Origin of the sequence: Leucobacter chromiiresistens, from assembly GCF_001477055.1 — a bacterium.
In the GTDB taxonomy this organism is placed as follows: domain Bacteria; phylum Actinomycetota; class Actinomycetes; order Actinomycetales; family Microbacteriaceae; genus Leucobacter; species Leucobacter chromiiresistens_A.
On record NZ_LDRK01000051.1, the window covers coordinates 1 to 21,671 of the forward strand.

Below are 21,671 nucleotides of genomic sequence, written 5' to 3' on the forward strand. Positions count from 1 at the left end.
ACGCACCCCGGGCGCGCCGCGGCAGATGCTTAGATGGACGGGTGAATGATCCCGCCGCGCCGTCCTCCCCTCCCTCCCCCGCCGACTTCGGCTTCCGGGTCGAGCATCGCCTCTCCTCCGGAGGCTCTGCAGGCTCGAGCGGCGATCCGCTCGGCCGCACCGGCACGATCCGCACACCGCACGGCGACATCCAGACGCCGGCGTTCATCCCCGTGGGCACGAAGGCGACGGTGAAGTCGCTGCTTCCGGCGACCGTCCGCGAGCTCGGCGGGCAGGCGGTGCTCGCGAACGCCTACCACCTGTTCCTGCAGCCCGGCAGCGACCTCGTCGACGAAGCCGGCGGACTCGGCGCGTTCATGAACTGGGACGGCCCGACGTTCACCGACTCCGGCGGCTTTCAGGTCATGTCGCTCGGCGTCGGCTTCAAGAAGGTCATCTCGATGGCCGAATCCGCGCATTCCGGGTCGGAGGTCATCGCGAAGAACAAAGAGCGACTCGCTCACGTCGACGAGGACGGCGTCACCTTCAAATCCTTCCTGAACGGCGACAAGCACCGGTTCACCCCCGAAGTCTCGATGCGCATCCAGCACGAACTGGGCGCCGACATCATGTTCGCCTTCGACGAGTGCACGACGCTGCTCAACACCCGCGCGTACCAGGAGGATTCGGTCGCTCGCACCGAGCGCTGGGCGGTGCGGTGCCTCGACGAGCACGCGCGCCAGACCACATCGCGAAGCCACCGCCCCTACCAGGCGCTCTTCGGCGTCGTGCAGGGAGCGCAGTACGAGGATCTGCGACGCAGCGCTGCCGCAGGGCTCGCGGGTCTGCGCGGTGCGGAGGCGGCGGACCAGGAGTTCGACGGGTTCGGCATCGGCGGCGCCCTCGAGAAGCGCGACCTCGGCACGATCGTCGGCTGGGTCTCCGACGAGCTCCCCGACGCGAAGCCGCGGCACCTGCTCGGCATCTCGGAGCCCGACGACCTGTTCGCCGCCATCGCCGCGGGCGCCGACACGTTCGACTGCGTCGCGCCGTCGCGGCAGGCTCGCGGCGGATCGATGTACTCGCCGACCGGGCGCATCAACGCGAAGGCCGCGACCCAGCGTCGCCGCTTCGAGCCCCTCGACGCCGAGTGCGACTGCTTCACGTGCGAGAACTACACCGCCGCCTACCTGCACCACCTCTTCAAGGCGAAGGAGATGCTCGCATCGACGCTCGCGACGATCCACAACGAGCGCTACATCGTGCGCCTGGTCGACCGCATTCGGGCGAGCATCGTCGACGGCACGTTCGCAGAGCTCCGCGAAGAAGTGCTCGGCCGCCAGTACGGAGCCGAGTTCGCGCGCGAGGCCGCGGAGCGCGCGATCACGCCGACCGCCAGCCGGCAGTAGGGCGGCTTACGCGTCGACGAGACCGACGCCGAGCGCACCGCGGATCATGTCGAGGTTGAGTTTCGCGGCGACGCGGGCGCCGTTGCCGGCCGCGATCACAAGCTGCTGCGGCCCTGGGGGCACGATGTCGCCCACGCCGTATACCCCGCGGATGGAGGTCTCCCCCCGATCGTCTACTTCGAGGAGGCCCCAGCCGTCTCGGGCGATGGGCAGATCTCCGAGGAACTCCACCGGCGCGTGCCAGCGCGGACGGACGAACCCGCCGACCCGGGCGATGACCTCGCCGTCGGCGAGGCGCACCCCGGTCATCTCGGCGCGCTCCCCCACGATGTCGTCGATCGGACGTCGTTCGACGCGGATCCCGATGCGCTCGAGCTGCGCCTGCTGCTCCGGCCGCACCGTGTCGGCGCCGTTCGTGAAGACGATGAGATCGGAGCTGAAGCGGCTGATGAGCAGGGCGCGCGAGAAGACGTCGCTCGTCTCGCCGATCAGGGCGAGCGGCTTGTCGGTCTTCTCGAACCCGTCGCACTCCACGCAGCTGTGGAGCGCGGTGCCGTAGTAGGCCCGGATCATGGGGAGTGCGGGGAGCTCCTCCGTCAGCCCCGCCGCGATCAGCACGCGCCGCGCCGTGAACTCCACATCCGCGGCGCCGCGGATTCCGGCCCCGCGCACCGTGAAGCCGATGCCGTCGGGGAAGCCGGCCGCGCGCGCGGCTTCGGGGCTGAGCGGGATCACCTCTCGGGTGATCGACTGCGCGTAGATGGCCGTCGGATAGCGCTCGAACTCCTCGCGACCCAGTCGGCGCAGCTCGAGCGGAGGCACGCCGTCTCGGGTGAGGAACCCGTGCGACTGCAACGTGGCGGAGTGCCGGGGCCGATTGCTGTCGAGGATCGCGATGCGCCGATTGGCGCGCACGAGTTGGAGGCCCGCCGAGAGCCCGGCCGGCCCGCCGCCGATGATCGCGACACCGATCGGTGCCTCGCTGCGCGACATGTGCGTTCGCCCCCTTCTCGCGGTCAGCCGATGAGGTGCTGTTCCAACCGGCGCAGCCGGGCGAGGGACTCCTCGCGGCCGAGCAGTTCGAACGATTCGAAGAGCGGCGGCGAGACCCGACGCCCGGAGGCGGCGACGCGGAGCGCACCGAACGCGACGCGCGGCTTGAGACCGAGACCGTCGATGAGCGCGGTCTGCAGCGCCTCCTGGATGCGGGCCGTCTGCCACGCCTCGGCGGGCACGGCCTCGAGCGCGGCGATGCCCGCGGCGAGCACCTGCGGAGCGTCGTCCTTCAGCGAGGCGAGCGCGTCGTCCGCGTACTGGAGCTGCTCCGCGGTGGTGAAGAGGAAGCCCAGCATCCCGACCACCTCCGAGAGCACCGTGACGCGGCTCTGCACGAGGGGCACCGCCTTCGCGATCGTCGCGAGCTGCTCCTCCGTCGGCTCAATCTGCAGCGCGCCGCCCGCGATGAGGTACGGCAGGATCCGCTGCCCGAAGTCCTCCTCCGAGAGCAGGCGGATGTGGTCTGCGTTGATCGCGTCGGCCTTCTTCTGGTCGAACCGCGCGGGGTTCGGGTTGACGTCCGCGACGTCGAACGCGGCCACCATCTCCGCACTGGTGAACACATCGCGATCCGGAGCGAGCGACCACCCGAGCAGCGAGAGGTAGTTGAGCAGCCCCTCGGGGATGAAGCCCCGCGACCGGTGGTGCAGCAGATTCGACTCGGGATCGCGCTTGGAGAGCTTCTTGTTGCCCTCGCCGAGCACGTAGGGCAGGTGCCCGAACTGCGGGATCGCCTGCGCGATGCCGAGGTCGACGAGCGCGTGGTAGAGCGCGATCTGGCGCGGCGTCGACGAGAGCAGGTCCTCGCCGCGCAGCACGTGCGTGATGCCCATCAGCGCGTCGTCGACCGGGTTCACGAGCGTGTAGAGCGGGGCGCCGTTGGGGCGGACGACGACGAAGTCGATCGTGGAACCGGCCGGGAAGGTGATGTCGCCCCGCACGAGGTCCGTGAACGACAGGTCGGTGTCGGGCACGCGGAAGCGCAGCGCCGGCTCGCGGCCCTCGGCGCGGAAGGCCGCCCGCTGCTCCTCCGTGAGGTCGCGATCGAAGTTGTCGTACCCGAGCTGCTTCGGGCGACCCGATGCGAGGTTGCGTGCGTCGATCTCCTCGGCCGTCGAGAAGCTCTCGTACAGATAGCCGCCCGCGAGGAGCCGCTCGATGACGCCCTGGTAGATCTCACCGCGCTCGGACTGCCGGTACGGGCCGTGCGGCCCGCCCACGTCGATGCCCTCGTCCCAGTCGAGCCCGAGCCAGCGGAGCGAATCGATGATCTGCCCGTAGCTCTCCTCGCTGTCGCGCGCCGCATCCGTGTCCTCGATGCGGAAGACGAACGTGCCGCCCGTATGCCGGGCGTACGCCCAGTTGAAGAGGGCGGTGCGCACCATCCCGACGTGCGGCGTGCCGGTCGGCGACGGGCAGAAGCGCACGCGCACATCGGCGCCGGTCGCGGTGGAAAACTGGGGGCTCTCGGTGTGTGACATCACCGTCATTCTAGCGTCGCGCGATCGCCCCGAGTCGAACGCTCACGGCGATCCCGACGATGACGAGCGCGCCTGCGACGGTGGACAGCACGGGGAATCCGCCCGCGGCGAAGAGCACGCCGGAGGCCGCGCCGAAGAGGGCGCCAGCAGCGTTCATGGTGGTGTCGGCCTGGCCCTGGCGCGCCGGGCGATCGGCCTCCGGCGTCAGCGCGGTGACGAGCGCCGCGCCGGCGACGGTGACCATGCACCACCCGAGGCCGAGCAGCACGAGCGAGGTCTGCACCACCGGTACGGACGCGCCGCCGAGCGCGGTGCCCAGCGCCGACGCGCCGAGCACGACGAACCCGGCGATGACGACGGGGATCGCGCCGAACCGGCCGGCCGCGATGCCGGCGAGCGGTGAGAGCGCGTACATGCCCGCGATGTGGATGCTGATCGTGATGCCCACGAGTTCGATGCTGCCGCCGTGGTGCGTGAGGTGCAGCGGGGTCATCGCCATGATGCCGACCATGACCGCGTGACCGAGGGCGACGAGCGCGACCGCGAGGAATTGCGATGAGCGGCGGAATCCCGGGGAGGCGGAGGCGGAGCCGGAGACCGCTCCGGCCTGGGGAGCGGAGAACGAGCTGGGAGCCCGGCGCGCGGCGATCCTCCGCGCCTCGAGCAGCGGGTCGGGTCGCAGCCCGAACCACACCACGAGACCCGCGCAGAGCTGTGCGACGATCGTGAACACGAAGATGCCGGAGAGCGCGTGCAGGCCGAGTACGGATCCGAGGGCCTCCCCCGGGCCGATCAGGTTCGGCCCGATCACCGCTCCGACGGTGATCGACCACACGACGAGCGAGAGGTCGCGGGCCCGCCGGGTCGGGGTCGCGAGATCCGTCGCCGCGAAGCGCGCCTGCAGCTGCACGGCGGCCGCGACCCCGAGCACCGCGAGGCCCGCGAAGAGGAGCACGGGAGCCTCCACGAGCGCGGCGACGATCACGAGGACGGCACCGCCGACGGCAAGGAGATTGCCCGAGGCGAGGGCGATCCGCCGGCCCTTCCGGGCCGCGAGACGCGCGAGCGGGATGCCTGCTGCGGCCGCGCCCACCGCGTTCATCGTCGACCCGAACCCCGAGAGCGCGGGATTGCCGGTCACGTCCGCGATGAGCAGCGCGCCCGCCGACAGCGAGGCGCCGACGCCCAGGCCGCCGAGCACGGTGGCGAGTGCGAGCACGGCGACGGACCGGCGCTGAGCACCGACCGTCGACTCCGCGCCGAGCTCCGTCGATGCGGTCTGCGAACGCGTCATCTCCCTACGCCGCCTGATCGACGGTCTCGAGGTGCCAGGCGGTGCCGTCGACCGAGGCGAGGAGCCGCTTCGCGAGGCGCACCTGCGGGCTCTCGTTCGCGGTGGCCATGGAGACGAGCCCGATGGTGCGGTAGCGCGGCGGGTCGAGCGGCAGCGCCCGGGCGTCGTCGGGAAGACTCCGCGCGGCCGCGAGCGCGAGGCCGGGAACGAGGGCGACGGCGCCGCCGGCGGCGGCCATCGCGAGCATCGCGGGCACGTTGTCGGTCTCCTGGATGATGTCGGGCTCGAACCCCGCGTCGCCCGCCGCGGCGAGCAGGTGCCCGCGGCACTTCTCGCAGCCTGCGATCCAGTGCTCAGAGGAGAAGTCGCCGAGCCTCGCCGAGTGCTCGCCGGCGGCCCGCTCGTCGGAGGCGACCAGGTGCACCTCCTCCCGCCACAGCGGGAGGAAGGCGCTGCCTGCCGGGAGCTCGGCCGCGCCCTCGTAGTCGAAGACCAGCGCGCAGTCCACCTCGCCGTCGCGCAGCATGGCGGTGGCGGCGGGCGGCTCGGCCTCCCGGTACTGCAGCGCGACATCGGGCGCCTCCACGGCGAGTCTGCGCATGAGCATCGGAACGAGCGTGGCGCTCGCGCTCGGGAACCCGACGAGCCGCAGCGTGCCGGCACGCTCGCCGCGGAGGTCGTCGATCGCCGCCAGAGCGGCGTCGATCTCGCTGACCACGGTGCGACCGTGGTCGGCGAGGATCTGCCCGGCGGTCGTGAGCCGGATGCCCCGGCCGCTCCGCTCGATGAGCGGCACCGCGAGCCGCGTCTCGACGCGCTTGATGCGCTGGCTCACCGCGGGCTGGCTGAGCCCGAGCGCGGCGGCGGCCGCCGTTAGGGATCCCGTCGTGGCGAGAGCGTGCAGAATGCGGAGCTCGGTCGAGTCGATCGAGCCGAGGGGATCGGCGGTGCGGGTCGTGGTCATGACGGCATTCTACACCGAGACATAAGCTTGCGCGAGGCAAAGCATAAGAATGATTCTGTTTCATTATGCTTCCGCAGCTCGTAGCCTGTCCGCATGAGCGAGCCCCGAACCGAAGCGCAGCGCGAGCGCCTGACCCTCCCCGAGCTGCAGCAGCGATACCCCCGGGTGCCGGGCTACCTCTCGGCCTGCACCGCCGGCCTCCCGGCCGTGGCGACGACCGCGGCGCTGCGGGCCTTCGTCGACGACTGGTCCACCGGCGCCCTCGACCCGAAGCGCATCAGCGCCCAGGTGGAGGCGTGCCGGGAGCTTTTCGCGCACCTCGTCGGCGTCGCGTCCGATCGCGTCGCCATCGGCTCGCAGGCGTCGCAGCTCGCGTCCGTGGTCGCGACCGCCGTCCCCGACGGCGGAGAGGTGCTCTGCGTCGCCGGCGACTTCGCCTCGCTCACCCACCCGTTCGAGCAGCTGCGGTCGCGCGGGGTTCGCGTGCGCTACGCGGAGCTCGAGCACCTCGCCGCCGCGATCGACGCGCGGACCTCGCTCGTCGCTTGGTCCCACGTGCAGTCCGCCACCGGCGCGGTCTCCGACGCGACTGCGATCGCCGCCGCGGCGCGATCGGTCGGAGCGCTGACCTGCGTCGACCTCACCCAGGCCGTCGGGTGGCTTCCCGTCGACGCGAGTGCGTTCGACGTCACCATCTGCCACGCCTACAAATGGCTCAGCGCCCCCCGGGGCTCGGCGTTCATGACCGTCCGCGCCGGCGTCGACGCCGCATTCACCCCGCTCGCCGCCGGCTGGTACTCGGCCGACGACCCCTGGAGCTCCTGCTACGCCGGGCACACCCCCCTCGCCGCGGACGCCGGGCGGTTCGACCTCTCCCCCGCCTGGCCCGTCGTGGCGGGCACGGTCGCGGCGCTCGAGACCATCTCCAGCATCGAACTCCGAGAGGTGCACGACCACGCGGTCGGGCTCGCGAACTCGGCGCGCCGCGTCCTCGGGCTCGCACCGGGAGACTCCGCGATCGTCACCTGGCCCGACCGCGACGGCTCGGACCTCGCCGCATTGACCGGCGCGGGCATTGTCGCCTCGGGCCGTGCGGGCAACGCGCGCATCGCGTTCCACCTCTGGAACACGGACGACGACGTGGCGCGGCTCCGGTCCGCGCTCGGGCGCTCAGCCGGCTGAGGCGAACGCCTCCGCCTCGGCCACGTCCTGCTCCGTCGCGACGAGCTGACCGCAGGCCCCGTCGATCTCCTTGCCGCGGGTATCGCGCAGCGTGGTCGGAATGCCGGCGGCATTGATGCGATCCACGAATTCGCGCGTCACCTCCCGCGTCGAGGACGTCCAGATCGACCCGGGCGTCGGGTTCAGCGGAATCGGGTTCACATGCACCCAGCCCCGCCCGCGCGCGTTCAGCTTCTCGGCGAGCAGGTCGGCGCGCCATCCGTGATCGTTCATGTCCTTGATGAGCGCGTACTCGATCGAGACGCGCCGTCCCGTCGTCTCGTAGTAGTGGTACGCCGCATCGAGCACCTCGTCGACCTTCCACCGGCTGTTGACGGGGATGAGCTCGTCGCGCAGCTGGTCGTCGGGGGCGTGCAGCGACAGCGCGAAGGTGATCGGAATGTTCTCGTCCGCGAGCTTGCGGATCGCCGGGGCGAGCCCGACCGTCGAGACGGTGATGCCGCGAGCAGACATGCCGAGGCCCTCCGGCGACGGGGCGATCATGCGATGGACCGCGTTCATCACGCGCTTGTAGTTCGCGAGCGGCTCGCCCATCCCCATGAAGACGATGTTGTTCACGCGCTCCGGCTCCGCGCCGTTGCCCACCCGTCGGGTGCCGCCCAGACCGCCCTCGGCGATCACTCGGTTCGCCTGCACGATCTGGTCGAGGATCTCGGCGGTCGACATGTTGCGCGTCAGCCCGGCCTGCCCCGTCGCGCAGAACGGGCAGTTCATGCCGCAGCCGCACTGACTCGACACGCAGAGCGTGATGCGGCCTGGGTAGCGCATGAGCACCGATTCGACGAGGGCTCCGTCGAAGAGGCGCCACAGGAACTTGATCGTGTCGCCGTCGTCGGTGACGAGGCGCTTCACCTCGGTGAGGAGGGGCGGGAAGAATGCGGCTGCGAGCTCGTCGCGGCGATCCTTCGGGAGGTCCGTCATCTGCTCGGGATCGGTCGTGCGGTGCTCGAAGTAGTGCTTCGACAGCTGCTTCGCGCGGAACTTCGGCAGCCCCAGCTCCACCACCTTCGCCTCGCGCTCCGCCAGGGCGAGGTCGGCGAGGTGGGTCGCCGGCTGCTTCACCCGCGGGGAGGCGAACTGCAGCGTCGGGCGCCCGTCGGGATCGGCGATCTGCTTCCAGCCCTCGGCCTTGGGGCGCACCTGCGGGCGGGCCGCCGCGTCGGCCGAACGGGGCCGGGTCTTGCGGAGCGGCGTGCTCTCGGGTGCGCGGTCATGGTTGAGCTTGTTGGGATCCACCCCTCCATTGTCGCAGGTCGCCCGTTCGGCTCCCTCCGAGCCCGTCGCTCAGAGCAGCCGGGAGCGGATCAGGAAGCGCCGCCCCTCCGGAGCTTCGAGGGAGAAGCCGCTGCCCCGCCCGTCCACCGCGTCCACCGTCAAGTGCGTGTGCGCCCAGACTCCGAACTGCTCGCGGGACATCCAGAAGCCGATCTCCCGCGGCGCACCGGTCCCTTCCGGGGCGGCGGCCTGCGCGGCGGGAGGCGGCAGTTCGAGCGTGCCGAGGAGCACATCCTGATCGCCGGTGCGGAACTCCCCGAGTGGGTAGCACATCGGGGAGCTGCCGTCGCAGCAGCCCCCTGACTGGTGGAACATGAGCGGCCCGTGCATGGTCCAGAGGCGCTCGATGAGCTCGAGCGCCTCTGGGGTGAACGCGAGGCGGCTCTCGGTCTCCCCCGCGACCTCGGGCCTCGCCGCCCGTGCGCGTCCCGCATCCGACTCGCTCATCATCCCGCTCCCTCCGCTCGCGCTCATGCTGCTGCTGGTCCCGCTCCTCCCGCGACCGCCGACTCAGAAGAATCCGTCGGCGCTCTCCCGGTAGCTCACCAGCAGGTTCTTCGTCTGCTGGTAGTGATCGAGCATCATGAGATGGTTCTCGCGCCCGATGCCGCTCGACTTGTACCCTCCGAATGCGGCGTGCGCCGGATAGGCGTGGTAGTTGTTCACCCAAACCCGGCCCGCCTGGATCGCCCGCCCGGCGCGGTAGGCCGTCGACCCGTCTCGGCTCCACACGCCGGCGCCGAGCCCGTAGAGCGTGTCGTTGGCGATGCGGATCGCGTCGTCGAAGTCGGAGAAGGTCGTGGCCGACACGACGGGGCCGAAGATCTCCTCCTGGAAGATGCGCATCGAGTTGTCGCCCCGGAAGACGGTGGGCTGGATGTAGAAGCCCCCCGCGAACTCGCCGCCGAGATCGGCGACCTCGCCGCCGGTGAGCACCTCGGCTCCCTCCTGGCGGCCGATGTCGAGGTACGACTTGATCTTCTCGAACTGGTCGTTCGAGGCCTGAGCTCCGACCATCGTGTCCGTGTCGAGCGGGTTGCCCCGGGTGATGCGCTCGGTGCGCTCGACCACGGCGTCGAGGAAGTCGCCTGCGATCGACTCCTGGATCAGGGCGCGCGACGGGCAGGTGCACACCTCGCCCTGGTTCAGCGCGAACATCGCGAAGCCCTCCTGCGCCTTGTCCCAGTAGCCGTCGTCGGCGCGCATCACGTCCTCGAAGAAGATGTTCGGGCTCTTGCCGCCGAGCTCCAGCGTGACCGGGATGATGTTCTCCGATGCGTACTGCATGATCAGCCGGCCCGTCGTCGTCTCGCCCGTGAACGCGATCTTGCGGATCCGCGGGTTGGAGGCGAGCGGCTTGCCGGCCTCCGCGCCGAAGCCGTTGACGATGTTGACCACCCCCGGCGGCAGCAGATCGCCGATGAGCTCGAAGAGGAAGAGGATGGACGCCGGCGTCTGCTCCGCCGGCTTCAGCACGACCGCGTTGCCCGCTGCGAGCGCGGGCGCCAACTTCCAGGTCGCCATCAGGATCGGGAAGTTCCAGGGGATGATCTGACCGACCACCCCCAGCGGCTCGTGGAAGTGGTAAGCGACGAGGTCTTCGTCGATCTGGGAGAGCCCGCCCTCCTGCGCGCGAATCGCTCCCGCGAAGTAGCGGAAGTGATCGATGGCGAGCGGGATGTCCGCGTTCAGCGTCTCGCGCACGGCCTTGCCGTTGTCCCACGACTCCGCCACGGCGATCGCCTCGAGGTGCTCCTCGATGCGATCGGCGATACGGTTCAGGATCACCGCGCGCTCGGCCGGGCTGGTACGGCCCCAGGCCGGTGCCGCGGCGTGCGCCGCGTCGAGCGCCGCCTCGATGTCCTCAGCGGTGCCGCGCGCCACCTCGCAGAAGGTCGCGCCGGTGACGGGCGTGACGTTCTCGAAGTACTGGCCGCGCACGGGGGCGACCCATCGACCGCCGATGTAGTGCTCGTAGCGCGACTGGAAACTCATCAGCGCATCTGGGCCACCGGGTGCTGCGTAGACGGTCATGTGCATCTCCTCCGACATCTTCGTCCGAACCGCCCTGCTGCTGCAGCGCGGATGCTCAGACGCTACGACGGCGCAGGTTGCACGGAGGTTGCACGGGCGTTGCGCGGATGTTGCGCCGTTCGATGCTGGGCGCCGCGGGGCGGCGGCCCCGTCCGGCCCGATCACGAGTCGGAGAGCTGGTCCAATCGCGCCACGACCCGGGCGCGCTTCGGTGAGAGCGGCGGGAGCACCTGCAGCAGCGTCTCCCACACCTCCACATCGTCGCCCGCCCAGTTCTGCGCGTAGGCGAAGAGCGGATCGGGGCCCGCAGCCTGCAGCATCGCCTCTCGCAGCGTGGCGTCGACCGCGGTGCGCAGCTGCTCGACGATCGGCGCGCGGGATTCCGGCAGCACCGGCCCCTCGTACGCCGCGAGCGCGAGACGGTGGGCGCCCCGCCCGATCGCCTCGAGCGTCTCGTGCGCATCGATTCTGAGACCCGGGGCGATCCGATAGGGCCGCGACAGCAGCTGGAGGTCGACGCCTCGCTGTTCGAGCCAGCGCCGCAGGCGCACCAGCTCCGGGCGCAGTGTCCGCTCCGACCCGCGCGCGCCGTAGACGGCCTCGGCGAGCGCCTCCGCCGAGAGCCCGTGCGGCGACGACGCGAGCGCCACCAGGATCTCGGCGTGCCGGCCGCCCACCGGCTCCGCGACGCCTCGGTGCTCGAGCACGGCGGGCTCGCGCCCCAGCACGACGAGCCGCGGCACTGCGGGTCTCGGCGCGCGCCTGCCGTCACCGTCCGCCGCGCCGTCCGCGCGAGCTGCACGGCCCGAAGCGCTCCCGCCCGCTCGGCGACGCGGGCCCCCGCCCGACGAGCGGGCCCGGGCACCGCGATCCCGCTCGATGCGCTGCTTGAGCGCGGCAAGCTGCAGCTCGGCCTCCACCGCGGCGAGCGTCGCATCCATGAGCGGCATGAGGTGCGGCGCCGCGGCTCCGTCGCCCCCGGTCACGTCGATCACGCCGATGATCGCCCCGCTAGCCGGATCGTGCACGGGGGCCGCCGTGCAACTCCACGGATGCACGGCGCGCGCGAAGTGCTCCGCACCGAGCACCTGCAGGGCGTGGTCGAGCGCGAGTGCGCTGCCGGGTGCGCTGGTGCCGACGGCCCGCTCCGACCAGTCCATACCCGCGCGGAAGCCCATCTCCTCGGCGCGGCCGCGCAGCGCACGATCGCCGTCCACCCACAGCAGCCGACCTGCAGCATCGCCCACGGCCACGATGAACCCGGACTCGCCGGCCTCGTCGAGCAGGAGCCGACTCACGACGGGAAGCACGCTTCCGATGGGGTGCGTCGCGAGCACCTCTCGGATCTCGTCCTCGCCGAGCGAGGGGCGCTCGGGAATGCCGTCGGGATCGACGGTGAGCCGATGCGCGCGCATCCAGGAGTCGAGCACGACGGGGCGCACGGCAGCGGCGCGGGAGAAGCGCTCGCGAAACTCGGGATCGACGGCGCCGAGCGACGCGCGATCATCGACGAATCGTTCGTGCGCCCGCTCGATCAGTCTGCGCCGCTCGAGCGCGGACTCACCGCGCCGCAACGCGTGCCAGCCGTTCGTCATCCCGACCCCCTCCTCGCGGCCTCGGATGCCTCGAGCGTACCCGACGGGAGCGACGTGCCGGAGGGACTACGCCCCGTGCCCGCTCCGGTAGAGCTCCAGCAGCCCCGCGATGCCGCCCGTGCGCCAGAGCGTCCGCTGCACCTCGGCGGCTCCTCCGTCTCTGCGGCGTCGCTCGACGAACGCGTGCACCTCGTCGAGGTCGCCCGCATGCGCGAGCTCCTCGGAGACGTGCTCCACGAGGCGGTCGACGGCGTCGAACGCGGGCGCCGGCTCACCGCGCTGCGGGTCGACGAGCGTCGAGCCGAGTCCGTTGCGCGCGGCGACCCAGTGCGCGCCGCGCACGACGTCGCGCTGCCAGGGAGAGGACGCGGCGCCGTCTGCGGTGTCGCGCAGCGCGCGAGCCACGAGCGCTCGGAACAGCAGCCCGTACGCCACGGCGTCGCGGGGGTCGAGCTGCGCATCCGCGAGCCGCGCCTCGATCGTCGGATACTTCTCGGAGAGGCGTATCGACCAGTTCACGAGGCCGCCGTCGAGCAGCGCCCCGGAGCGCACGAGATCGTCGATCACACCGTCGTACTCCGCGACGCTCTCGAACCGCGGCGGGTACCCCGCGGTGGCCCACTGCTGCATCGACATGTACCGCCAGTCCGCGTACCCCGTGTCCTCGCCCATCCAGAGCGGCGAGTTCGCCGTCAGGGCGACGAGCACGGGCGACCACGGCGCGATCCGGGCCATCGCCTCCACCCCCGCCTCGCGCGACGGGATCTCGATGTGCACGTGCGTACCGGTCGAGTAGTAGCGCGTCACCATGCCGCGCATCGTCTGCTCGATCTCGTCGTAGCGTGGATTCGCCACCCGGGTGCCCGCGATGTCGCCGCCGACCGGCGGCAGCCCCGTTCCCGCCACCACGACGCCGAGGCCGTCCGCCGCCCGCGCAGCGGCGGAGCGGAACCCGGAGAGCGCTGCGAGGGCCTCGGGGGCCCGCTCGCAGATCGGCGTCGCCGTCTCCAGCTGGCTGTGGAAGAACTCGTGCTCCGCGAGGTGCCCGGGGATCGCGGCGATGATGTCGTCGACTCGGTCGCACGGCAGGCCCGTCTCGGCGTCGAGCAGGAGGTACTCCTCCTCGATGCCGAAGCGCGGAGGGGCGGGGAGGGATCGGGCCATGTCAGCACCTGCTCCTTCGTCGGGGAACTCTAGTGTGTCACAGCGCTCGGCGCCGAATCACGCGACGCGGTTGCGGAGGATGCCGATGCCCTCGATCTCCACCTCGACGGTGTCCCCAGCCTCGAGGAGGCCGACTCCCGCGGGCGTGCCGGTGAGGATCACGTCGCCCGGCAGCAGCGTGAACGCCTCCGAGGCGTACGACACGATGCGGGCGAGCGAGTGGATGAGCTGCGAGGTGCGCCCGTCCTGCCGCACCTCCCCGTTCACGCGGGTGACGACGCGGGCGTCGGAGAGGTCGGGATCCGTCTCGATGACCGGGCCGAGCGGGCAGAACGTGTCGAAGCCCTTGCCGCGCGCCCACTGGCCGTCCTTGATCTGCACGTCGCGCGCGGTGACGTCGTTGGCGCAGGTGAATCCGAAGACGTACTTCAGGGCTTCGTCCTCCGCGACGTTCTTCGCGAGGGCTCCGATGACGACGGCGAGTTCGCCCTCGTGCTCGACCCGCTCCGAGACCGCCGGCCGCACGATGGCGTCTCCCGGACCGACGATCGCCGTGTTCGGCTTCAGGAAGAGCAGGGGCTCCTCGGGCGCTCCGCCGTCGATGCCGGTCACGTGCTGCATCTCGGCGACGTGGTCGGCGTAGTTCTTGCCGACGCAGACGATCTTCGAGCGCGGGATCACCGGGGCGAGCAGCTGCACGTCGGTGAAGGCGAAGCGGCGGCCGGTCGTCGCGTACCCCGCGACCATCGGATCGCCCGAGAGCTCCACGATCTCGACGCCCGCACCGTCCTCGGCCTGGTCGAGCACGCCGAAGGCGATCTCGTCGTCGATCCGGAAGCGCGCCACCTTCATCGGGTCGCCCCCTCGGTCGCCGGCACGACCACGTGCAGCCAGCCGTGGCGATCCTCGCCGGCGCCGAACTGGATGCCGGTGAGCTCCTCGCGGAGCGACATGGTCAGCCGCCCCGGCGCGCGATCGCCGAAGTCGATGTCGAGTCCGACGCCTTTGAGGCTGCGGATCGGCGTGATGACGGCCGCGGTGCCGCACGCGAAGGCCTCGGTGATCGTTCCCTGCTCGACGCCCTCGCGCCACTCCGACACCGTCACCTCGCGCTCCTCGACCGCGTGGCCCCGGTCGCGCGCCAGCTGGATGAGGCTGCGCCGGGTGATGCCGTCGAGGATGTTCCCGTTGAGGCGCGGCGTGACGAGCGTGCCGTCCGAGCGCACCAGGAAGAGGTTCATGCCGCCGAGCTCGTCGATCGTGTCGTCGGTCGCCGAATCCGTGAACAGCACCTGCTGGCACCCGTTCTCCGCCGCGACCTGCTGCGGCAGCAGCGACGCCGCGTAGTTGCCGCCGCACTTCGCCGCGCCCGTGCCGCCGCGCCCAGCACGCGAGTGCTCATCGGAGAGCCAGATCGAGACCGGCTGCACGCCGCCCGTGAAGTACGGGCCGGCCGGGCTCGCGATGATGAGGAAGCGCGCCCGCTCGGCGGCGCGCACCCCGAGGAAGCTCTCGTCGGCGATGAGGAACGGGCGCAGGTACAGGCTCTGGTCCTCGCCGCTGGGCACCCACGCGGCGTCGGCGGAGACGAGCGCGTCGATCGCCGCGACGAACAGCTCCTCGGGGATCTCGGGGAGCGCCAGCCGGCGCGCCGAATCGTTCAGCCGGCGCGCGTTGGCGTCGGGGCGGAAGGTGACGACGGAGCCGTCGGGCCGACGGTACGCCTTCAGCCCCTCGAAGATCTCCTGGCCGTAGTGCAGCACGGAGGACGCCGGATCCATGGGGATCGGCCCGTACGGCAGCACCTCGGCGTCGTGCCACCCGGCGTCCTTCGTCCAGACGATGGAGATCATGTGATCGGTGAAGTGGTTGCCGAAGCCGGGGTCGCGCAGGATCGCCTCGCGCTCGGCGTCGGAGAGGCGCTGCGCCTCGGTGCGGGTGAACTGCAAGTCGGTCATGACCATTCTCTTTCGCGTGGTGGGGTGCGCGGTCAGGCGCCGCGGGGTGCCAGCCGGGCGATCACGGCATCGCCGATCTCTCCGGTGGAGCGCGCTGCGGCTCCCCGGGAGGCGAGGTCGGCCCGGACGGCGGCGCGTACGCGATCGCCGTCCGAGACGAGCCCCAGATGATCGAGCATGAGACCCGCGGAGAGGATCGCCGCGGTCGGGTCTGCCAGCTGCTTCCCGGCGATATCGGGAGCGGAGCCGTGCACGGGCTCGAACATGCTCGGGAACGTGCCGTCGGGATTGATGTTGCCGGAGGCCGCGAGCCCGATGCCGCCGCCGATAGCGCCGGCCAGGTCCGTGAGGATGTCTCCGAACAGGTTATCAGTCACCAGTACGTCGAACCGCGACGGGTCCTGCACCATGAAGATGGTGGCGGCGTCGACGTGCATGTAGTCGACCGCCACCTCCGGGTACTCCTCCGCGACCGCCCGCACGATGCGCTGCCAGGTCGCGCCGGCGTGCACGAGCACGTTCGTCTTATGCACCCAGGTGAGCTTCTTCCGCGGGCGTGCGAGCGCCGTCTCGAATGCGTAGCGCACGACCCGCTCGATGCCGAAGGCCGTGTTCACGGACACCTCGGTGGCCACTTCGGCGTGCGTTCCGGGACGCAGACGGCCGCCGTTGCCCGCATACGGGCCCTCCGTGCCCTCGCGCACCACGAGGAAGTCGACGGGGCCGGGGTTCGCGAGGGTCGAGGCGACGCCCGGGAAGAGCGTGCAGGGGCGCACGTTCGCGTAGTGCTCGAAATCGAAGCGGAGCTTGAGCAGGAGACCGCGCTCGATGTTGGCCTGCGCGAGGCGCGGATCGCCGGGAACACCGCCGACGGCGCCGAAGAGGATCGCGTCGTGCTCCGCGATCGCCGCCTGCTCCGACTCGGGAAGCGTCTCCCCCGTCGCGAGGAAGCGCTCGGCGCCGAGCGCGAACTCGGTGCGATCGAGCGCGACGTCGCCGCCGTCGAGCACTGCGTCGAGCACGCGGTTCGCCTGCTCGATGACCTCGGGGCCGATCCCGTCGCCCGGGATGACGGCGAGCTTGATGGTTCGGGTCACGTGGCGCTCCTTCGTATGCTGGACAACCCCTCCAGCATACTGCGGGCGCTCCCTCCGCCCCGGATCGCGGTGCCCGGACTGCGACCCGGACTGCGGCTCGTCGCGCAGTGCCCGGAAACGCGAGAAGCCCCACCCGAGGGTGAGGCTTCTGCATTCGGTGACCCCAGCGGGATTCGAACCCGCGTTACCGCCGTGAGAGGGCGGCGTACTAGGCCGCTATACGATGGGGCCGAACGCTGCTGCCTGCTTCCCGGGCTTCCCCGCTGCGCTGGCAACTCATATATATAAACACAGGTGCGCGCCCCGAGCCAAATCGGGCCGCGTCGCCCGGGTGTGTCCCGCAAGATTCCGCGCTTCGACGTGTCTCTCGCGGGACGCACCCGCGCCGATCAGAAGTCGGCGGTGCGATGCGGCCGCGCCCACTTCGCGGGCGTATCGGCCCCGTCCCACACCTTGACGATGCCCCACGCCACGGCGGCGAGCGGCACCGCGAGCACGGCGCCCAGGATGCCGCTGAGCACGGTGCCCACCGTCAGTGCGAGCAGGATGACGAGCGAGTGCAGCTTCAGCGCCCGGCCCATGAGCACCGGCTGCAGGAAGTTGCCCTCGAGCTGGTTGACGAGGATCACCACGCCGACGACGATCAGCGCGTTCACGAGTCCGTTCGAGACCAGGGCGACGAGCGCCGCGAGGATGCCGGCCACCGTCGCGCCCACGATCGGGATGAACGCGAGCACGAAGACGAGCACCGCGAGCGGCAGGGCCAGCGGCACCTGCAGGATGACGAGGCCGATGCCGATGCCGATGGCATCCACGGCCGCGACGCCCGCCGTGCCGCGCACGTACGAGCCGAGGGTGGAGACCGTCTTCGCTCCGGCGCGCTCGGCGCGGCGCAGGCCCTCGCCCTGGAAGGGGCGCAGCAGGAATCGCCAGATCGCGGGCCCGTCCTTCAGGAAGAAGAACAGCACGACCACCATCAACACGAAGCCGGTGATGAAGCTGGTGAGCGCGCCCACCCCGGCGAGCGCGCCCGAGCCGAACTGCGCGCTCGTGATGAAGTCGAGCGCCTGATCGCCCCACTCGTGCAGCTGCGAATCGTCGGGCATGAACGGCAGGGTGCGCGACCACTCGACGACCTGCGCGAACCCGTCCTCAGCCTGCGATGAGAGGTCGTCCCACTGGTCGCGCACCGCCCAGACGATCAGCCAGCCGATCGCCGAGAGCAGCACGACGATGCCGAGCAGTACGATCACGGCCGACAGCGCGGACGGCACGTTGCGCCGACGCAGCCAACCCGTCACCGGCGCGAAGGTGCTCGCGAAGATCAGGGCGAGCAGGATCGGGATCACCACCGTGGTGAGCGCCCGCATCCCCCAGATGATGCCGCCGGCGAGGATCACGACCACGATGATCTGCAGCGACCGCGTCGCCAGCAGTCCGAACCCGTCGCTCCAGGCGGAGCGCACCGTTCTCGGACCCGTTGATCGCCGGTCGATCCCGAGCTCCATGCGCGTGAGCCGCTCGTCGATCTCGCGCTTCGCGCCCCATCCGAACATTCGCACTCCCCTTCGTTCGATCAGTTGTGGTCGCGCGGCGCCGACTCGCGGTGCACGGCGCGGGCCGAGATGAAGGCGCGCAGCTCGTCCGCGTCATCCGCCATCTCGGTCACGCGCTGGGCGCGCTCGAGCAGCCCCGTCAGCTGCTCGGGGATGCCCAGACGCTCCCCCGTCGCCTCGAAGACGATGTCGGGGAACTTCTCGGGCTTGGCGGTCTCGAGCACGAGCATCGGGATGCCGGGCTCGACGTACTCCCGCGCGACCTTCACGCCGTCGGCGGTGTGCGGGTCGATCAGCCGCCCGCTGCGCTCGTGCACCGAGCGGATCGTCTCGACGCGATCCGCGTGCGTGCTCGAACCGCTGCGCAGCCCGTACTCCGCCTCGAAGCGAGCCAGCTCGGTCGAGAGGTCGATGCTCCCCGTCTCGTCGAGCTCCCGCCACGCCGCGGCGAGCCGCTCCGGATCCTGGCCGACGAGGTCGTAGACGAACCGCTCGAGGTTCGAGGCCTTCGAGATGTCCATCGACGGGCTCGACGTCGCATGCGTCTCGGCCGCGCTGCGCGGCGTGTAGACGCCGGTGCGGAAGAAGTGGTCGAGCACGTTGTTCTCGTTCGCGGCGAGCACGAGCTTGCGCAGCGGCAGGCCCATCGCCTTCGCGAGGTGGCCGGAGAGGATGTTGCCGAAGTTGCCCGACGGCACCGTCACGGACACCTCGTATGCGGCCCGCTCGTCGGCCGCGACGCCGTCGGTCGTTCGCAGCCACGCCCAGAAGTAGTAGACGATCTGAGCGGTGATGCGCCCGAGGTTGATCGAGTTCACCGTGCCGAGGTGGTGCGCGCGCTTGAACTCCAGGTCGCTCGAGAGCGTCTTCACGAGGTTCTGGCAGTCGTCGAACACCCCCGCCACGGCGATGTTGTGGATGTTCTCGTCTTCGAGCGAGTACATCTGCGCGCGCTGGAAGGCGCTCATGCGGCCCTGCGGCGAGAGCATGAACACCGCGATCCCCTCTTTGCCGCGGAGGGCGTACTCCGCAGCGGAGCCGGTGTCGCCCGAGGTGGCACCGAGGATGTTCAGCGCGCGATCGCTCCGCGCGAGCACGTACTCGAGCGCCTGGCCGAGGAACTGCATCGCCATGTCCTTGAAGGCGAGGGTCGGCCCCTCCGAGAGACCGACGAGCGTGATCTCGTCGTCGAGCGGCGTCAGCGGCACGATCTCCTCGGCGACGAAGAGGTCGGCGCGGTACGCGTCGCGGCACATGCGCTCGAGGTCGGCGCGCGGGATGTCGGTGGCGAACCGGCTGAGCACCTCGGCGGCGAGCTCGGGGTAGGCGAGCCGTCGCCACGATTCGATCTCGTCGGCCGTCACCCGGGGCAGTGTCTCGGGAACGACGAGCCCACCGTCGGTCGCGAGCCCTTCGAGCAGGATCGCGCTGTAGGGTGCCGGCTTCATGCCGCCGCGCGTCGAGATGTACTTCACCGATACTCCTTACGGTCGTAGATGCACCAGTCTACGGGCGAGGCATGCCGGTATCGGGGTCGGCTGGCGGAACCCGGCCGAATCGCGCACCGCGCGAACCGCGGTCGCTACCAGGAGACGGGCAGCGCCTTGCCCTCCTCGTACCCCGCCGCCGACTGCAGACCCACGCGGGCGCGCTGCTGGAACTCGGGCACGCTGCCTGCGCCGGCGTACGTGAACGACGACCGCACTCCCGAGGTGATCATGTCGATCAGGTCCTCCACCCCCGGCCGCTGAGGGTCGAGGTAGATCTTCGACGACGAGATGCCCTCCGCGAAGAGCTCCTTCCGCGCGAGCTCGAATGCGTCGAGCCCGCCGAACCGGCCCTGCACGGCCTTGGTCGAGGCCATGCCCCACGACTCCTTGTACTGCCGGCCGTCGGGATCCGCGAGCAGCTCGCCGGGCGATTCCGCAGTGCCGGCGAACCACGAGCCCACCATGACGGACGACGCACCCGCCGCCAGCGCGAGGGCCACGTCGCGCGGGTAGCGCACGCCGCCGTCGGCCCACACGTGCGCGCCGAGCTCGCGCGCCGCCTGGGCCGTCTCGAGCACGGCGGAGAACTGCGGGCGCCCCACCGCCGTCATCATCCGCGTCGTGCACATCGCTCCCGGCCCGACGCCCACCTTCAGGATGGAGGCGCCGGCCGAGACGAGATCCCGCGCGCCCTCGGCCGTGACGATGTTGCCCGCGACGACGGGGAGCCCGAGATCGAGCGCCGCAACGGCGTCGAGCGCGCGCAGCATGCCCTCCTGATGCCCGTGGGCGGTGTCGACCACGAGCACGTCGGCACCGGCCGCCGCGAGCGCGCGCGCCTTCGCAGCGACGTCGCCGTTGATGCCGACCGCCGCGGCGACCGCGAGACGGCCCTCCGCGTCCAGCGCCGGCCCGTAGATCGACGCGCGCAGCGCCGAGCGGCGCGAGAGCGTGCCGAGCAGCGCTCCGTCGCGCACGACGCACACCGCCTCCGCCGAGCCGCCCGGGTTCGCGCCGAGCGCGGCGTCCACCGCATCGAACGCGGCGCGGCCCGCGCCGAGATCGGCCTCGTCGAGCACCACCGTCTGGGCGTGCAGCAGATCGCCGAGGCGCGCATCCTCGGGCACGGTCGCCAGACGCAGCGCGCCCAGCGTGCCGCGCACGGCGGCGATCGGCACGGATCCCGCCCCCGACCCGGCGCCGGCCGCGTCGGCCACGACCACGAGCTGCCCCTCGGCGCGGGGCACCCACCGGAGCGCCTCGGCGGCGGTCGCCTCCGGCGGCAGCACGATCGGCGCGTCGACGGCGACGGGCTCGCCCTTGACCCGGCGGATCGCCCCTGCCGTCGCATCGAGCGAGAGATCCTGAGGCAGCACCGCGAGCCCGCCGCGCCGCGCGAGCACGGCGGCGAGACGCGGACCGGACACCGAGTTCATGTTGGCGGCGACGAGCGGGATGGTCGCCGGGGTGCCGTCCTCGGGGGCGAGGTCGACGTCGAGGCGGCTCCGCACCTCCGACCGGCGGGGAACGAGGAAGACGTCCGAGTAGGTGAGGTCGACCGTCGGGGTCGCGCCGATGAACTCCATGCGCTCCACGCTAGGCCATCGAGCCCGGTGCGCGCTGGGGGTCGTGGACTCCCGGGGAATTCGGACGGAGTGCGCAGTTCGCGCATAGGATGGAACGGTGCGACGGGGACCCGTGTCGCACCACCGGGCCCGCGCTCGTCGTTCGGCGACGCGGATCCGCCCGGGGAAGCCGAACCAGCTGAAGGAGCCGCACCGCTCATGTCCGACCCGAATCTTCCGAACGGCGAGCAGCCGCAGCAGCAGCAGCAGACGCCGCTGCAACCGCCGTCCGTGACCGAGCCGGAGCTCACCTCTCAGCTCCCCTCCGACTTCCAGCCGGGCGCCGCGGTTCCGCCGCCGGCCACGACTCCGCTGCCTCCGGCCGCTGCCGCGCCTTCGGGATCGCCGGTGCCCCCGGCGGGCGCCGAGCTGCCCGGTTCCCCCGCTGCCGCCCTATCCACATCTGACGCTGCCGACGAACTACCTTGTTCTGCTTCCGGTGGTGCCAGCAA

Annotated in this window: 17 protein-coding genes, 1 tRNA gene and 1 pseudogene; 2 read left to right on the forward strand and 17 right to left on the reverse strand. The window is 71.3% G+C overall.

Going from position 1 to position 21,671, the window contains the following annotated elements; all coding sequences use genetic code 11:
- Nucleotides 1-41 precede the first annotated feature (41 nt).
- Nucleotides 42-1,388 carry a tRNA guanosine(34) transglycosylase Tgt gene (gene tgt, locus NS354_RS08505; protein ID WP_058594103.1) on the forward strand — a complete coding sequence of 449 codons (1,347 nt, stop codon included), beginning with the start codon at nt 42-44 and terminating at the stop codon, nt 1,386-1,388.
- Between the two features lie 6 nt (nt 1,389-1,394).
- Here tgt and NS354_RS08510 read toward each other — a convergent pair whose 3' ends face one another.
- The 4 genes from NS354_RS08510 to NS354_RS08525 are packed head-to-tail and all read right to left on the reverse strand — an operon-like array spanning nt 1,395 to nt 6,183.
- Entirely contained in the window at nt 1,395-2,381 is a 987-nt protein-coding gene (locus NS354_RS08510) for an NAD(P)/FAD-dependent oxidoreductase (protein ID WP_058594104.1), read from the reverse strand.
- A gap of 23 nt (nt 2,382-2,404) precedes the next feature.
- Nucleotides 2,405-3,925: a glutamate--tRNA ligase gene (gene gltX, locus NS354_RS08515; protein WP_058594116.1), complete on the reverse strand. Its 1,521-nt coding sequence runs from the start codon at nt 3,923-3,925 to the stop codon at nt 2,405-2,407.
- A gap of 10 nt (nt 3,926-3,935) precedes the next feature.
- The gene (locus tag NS354_RS08520; protein ID WP_058594105.1) at nt 3,936-5,219 is read right to left on the reverse strand and encodes an MFS transporter; all 1,284 of its coding nucleotides are present in this window, start codon (nt 5,217-5,219) and stop codon (nt 3,936-3,938) included.
- A 4-nt stretch (nt 5,220-5,223) separates the two neighbouring features.
- Entirely contained in the window at nt 5,224-6,183 is a 960-nt protein-coding gene (locus tag NS354_RS08525; RefSeq protein ID WP_058594106.1) for a LysR substrate-binding domain-containing protein, read from the reverse strand.
- A gap of 93 nt (nt 6,184-6,276) precedes the next feature.
- Between NS354_RS08525 and NS354_RS08530 the strand changes: the two genes are divergently transcribed.
- Nucleotides 6,277-7,365 carry an aminotransferase class V-fold PLP-dependent enzyme gene (locus NS354_RS08530; protein ID WP_058594107.1) on the forward strand — a complete coding sequence of 363 codons (1,089 nt, stop codon included), beginning with the start codon at nt 6,277-6,279 and terminating at the stop codon, nt 7,363-7,365.
- Here NS354_RS08530 and rlmN read toward each other — a convergent pair.
- From rlmN to NS354_RS13715, 13 genes and pseudogenes are all read right to left on the reverse strand, one after another.
- Entirely contained in the window at nt 7,354-8,661 is a 1,308-nt protein-coding gene (rlmN, locus tag NS354_RS08535; protein ID WP_058594108.1) for a 23S rRNA (adenine(2503)-C(2))-methyltransferase RlmN, read from the reverse strand. The genes NS354_RS08530 and rlmN overlap by 12 nt on opposite strands.
- Before the next feature lie 48 nt (nt 8,662-8,709).
- Nucleotides 8,710-9,147: a DUF779 domain-containing protein gene (locus NS354_RS08540; RefSeq protein ID WP_058594117.1), complete on the reverse strand. Its 438-nt coding sequence runs from the start codon at nt 9,145-9,147 to the stop codon at nt 8,710-8,712.
- 63 nt (nt 9,148-9,210) lie between these two features.
- On the reverse strand, nt 9,211-10,734 hold the full coding sequence (gene exaC / locus NS354_RS08545; RefSeq protein ID WP_058594118.1) for an acetaldehyde dehydrogenase ExaC: 1,524 nt from the start codon (nt 10,732-10,734) through the stop codon (nt 9,211-9,213).
- Between the two features lie 161 nt (nt 10,735-10,895).
- On the reverse strand, nt 10,896-12,329 hold the full coding sequence (locus NS354_RS13590; protein WP_058594109.1) for a hypothetical protein: 1,434 nt from the start codon (nt 12,327-12,329) through the stop codon (nt 10,896-10,898).
- Nucleotides 12,330-12,395: 66 nt separating this feature from the next.
- Entirely contained in the window at nt 12,396-13,493 is a 1,098-nt protein-coding gene (locus NS354_RS08555) for a carboxylate-amine ligase (protein WP_058594110.1), read from the reverse strand.
- Nucleotides 13,494-13,550: 57 nt separating this feature from the next.
- A complete protein-coding gene (locus tag NS354_RS08560) occupies nt 13,551-14,345 on the reverse strand; it encodes a fumarylacetoacetate hydrolase family protein (RefSeq protein ID WP_058594111.1) in 795 nt (264 codons plus the stop codon).
- Nucleotides 14,342-15,451, reverse strand: coding sequence for a branched-chain amino acid aminotransferase (locus tag NS354_RS08565; RefSeq protein WP_153002158.1), 1,110 nt, complete (start codon nt 15,449-15,451; stop codon nt 14,342-14,344). Before NS354_RS08565 ends, NS354_RS08560 begins: the two co-directional genes overlap by 4 nt.
- 32 nt (nt 15,452-15,483) lie before the next feature.
- Nucleotides 15,484-16,548: a 3-isopropylmalate dehydrogenase gene (locus NS354_RS08570; protein ID WP_058594113.1), complete on the reverse strand. Its 1,065-nt coding sequence runs from the start codon at nt 16,546-16,548 to the stop codon at nt 15,484-15,486.
- A gap of 158 nt (nt 16,549-16,706) precedes the next feature.
- Nucleotides 16,707-16,779 (reverse strand) — tRNA-Glu (locus NS354_RS08575).
- A 158-nt stretch (nt 16,780-16,937) separates the two neighbouring features.
- Nucleotides 16,938-18,056 (reverse strand): AI-2E family transporter, encoded by a 1,119-nt coding sequence (locus tag NS354_RS08580; RefSeq protein ID WP_058594119.1) that lies wholly within the window; start codon nt 18,054-18,056, stop codon nt 16,938-16,940.
- Nucleotides 18,057-18,124: 68 nt separating this feature from the next.
- Entirely contained in the window at nt 18,125-19,579 is a 1,455-nt protein-coding gene (thrC, locus tag NS354_RS08585) for a threonine synthase (RefSeq protein WP_058594114.1), read from the reverse strand.
- 107 nt (nt 19,580-19,686) lie between these two features.
- Nucleotides 19,687-21,180: a GuaB1 family IMP dehydrogenase-related protein gene (locus NS354_RS08590; RefSeq protein WP_058594115.1), complete on the reverse strand. Its 1,494-nt coding sequence runs from the start codon at nt 21,178-21,180 to the stop codon at nt 19,687-19,689.
- 293 nt (nt 21,181-21,473) lie between these two features.
- Nucleotides 21,474-21,671, reverse strand: a pseudogene (locus tag NS354_RS13715) (hypothetical protein); the annotation flags it as partial.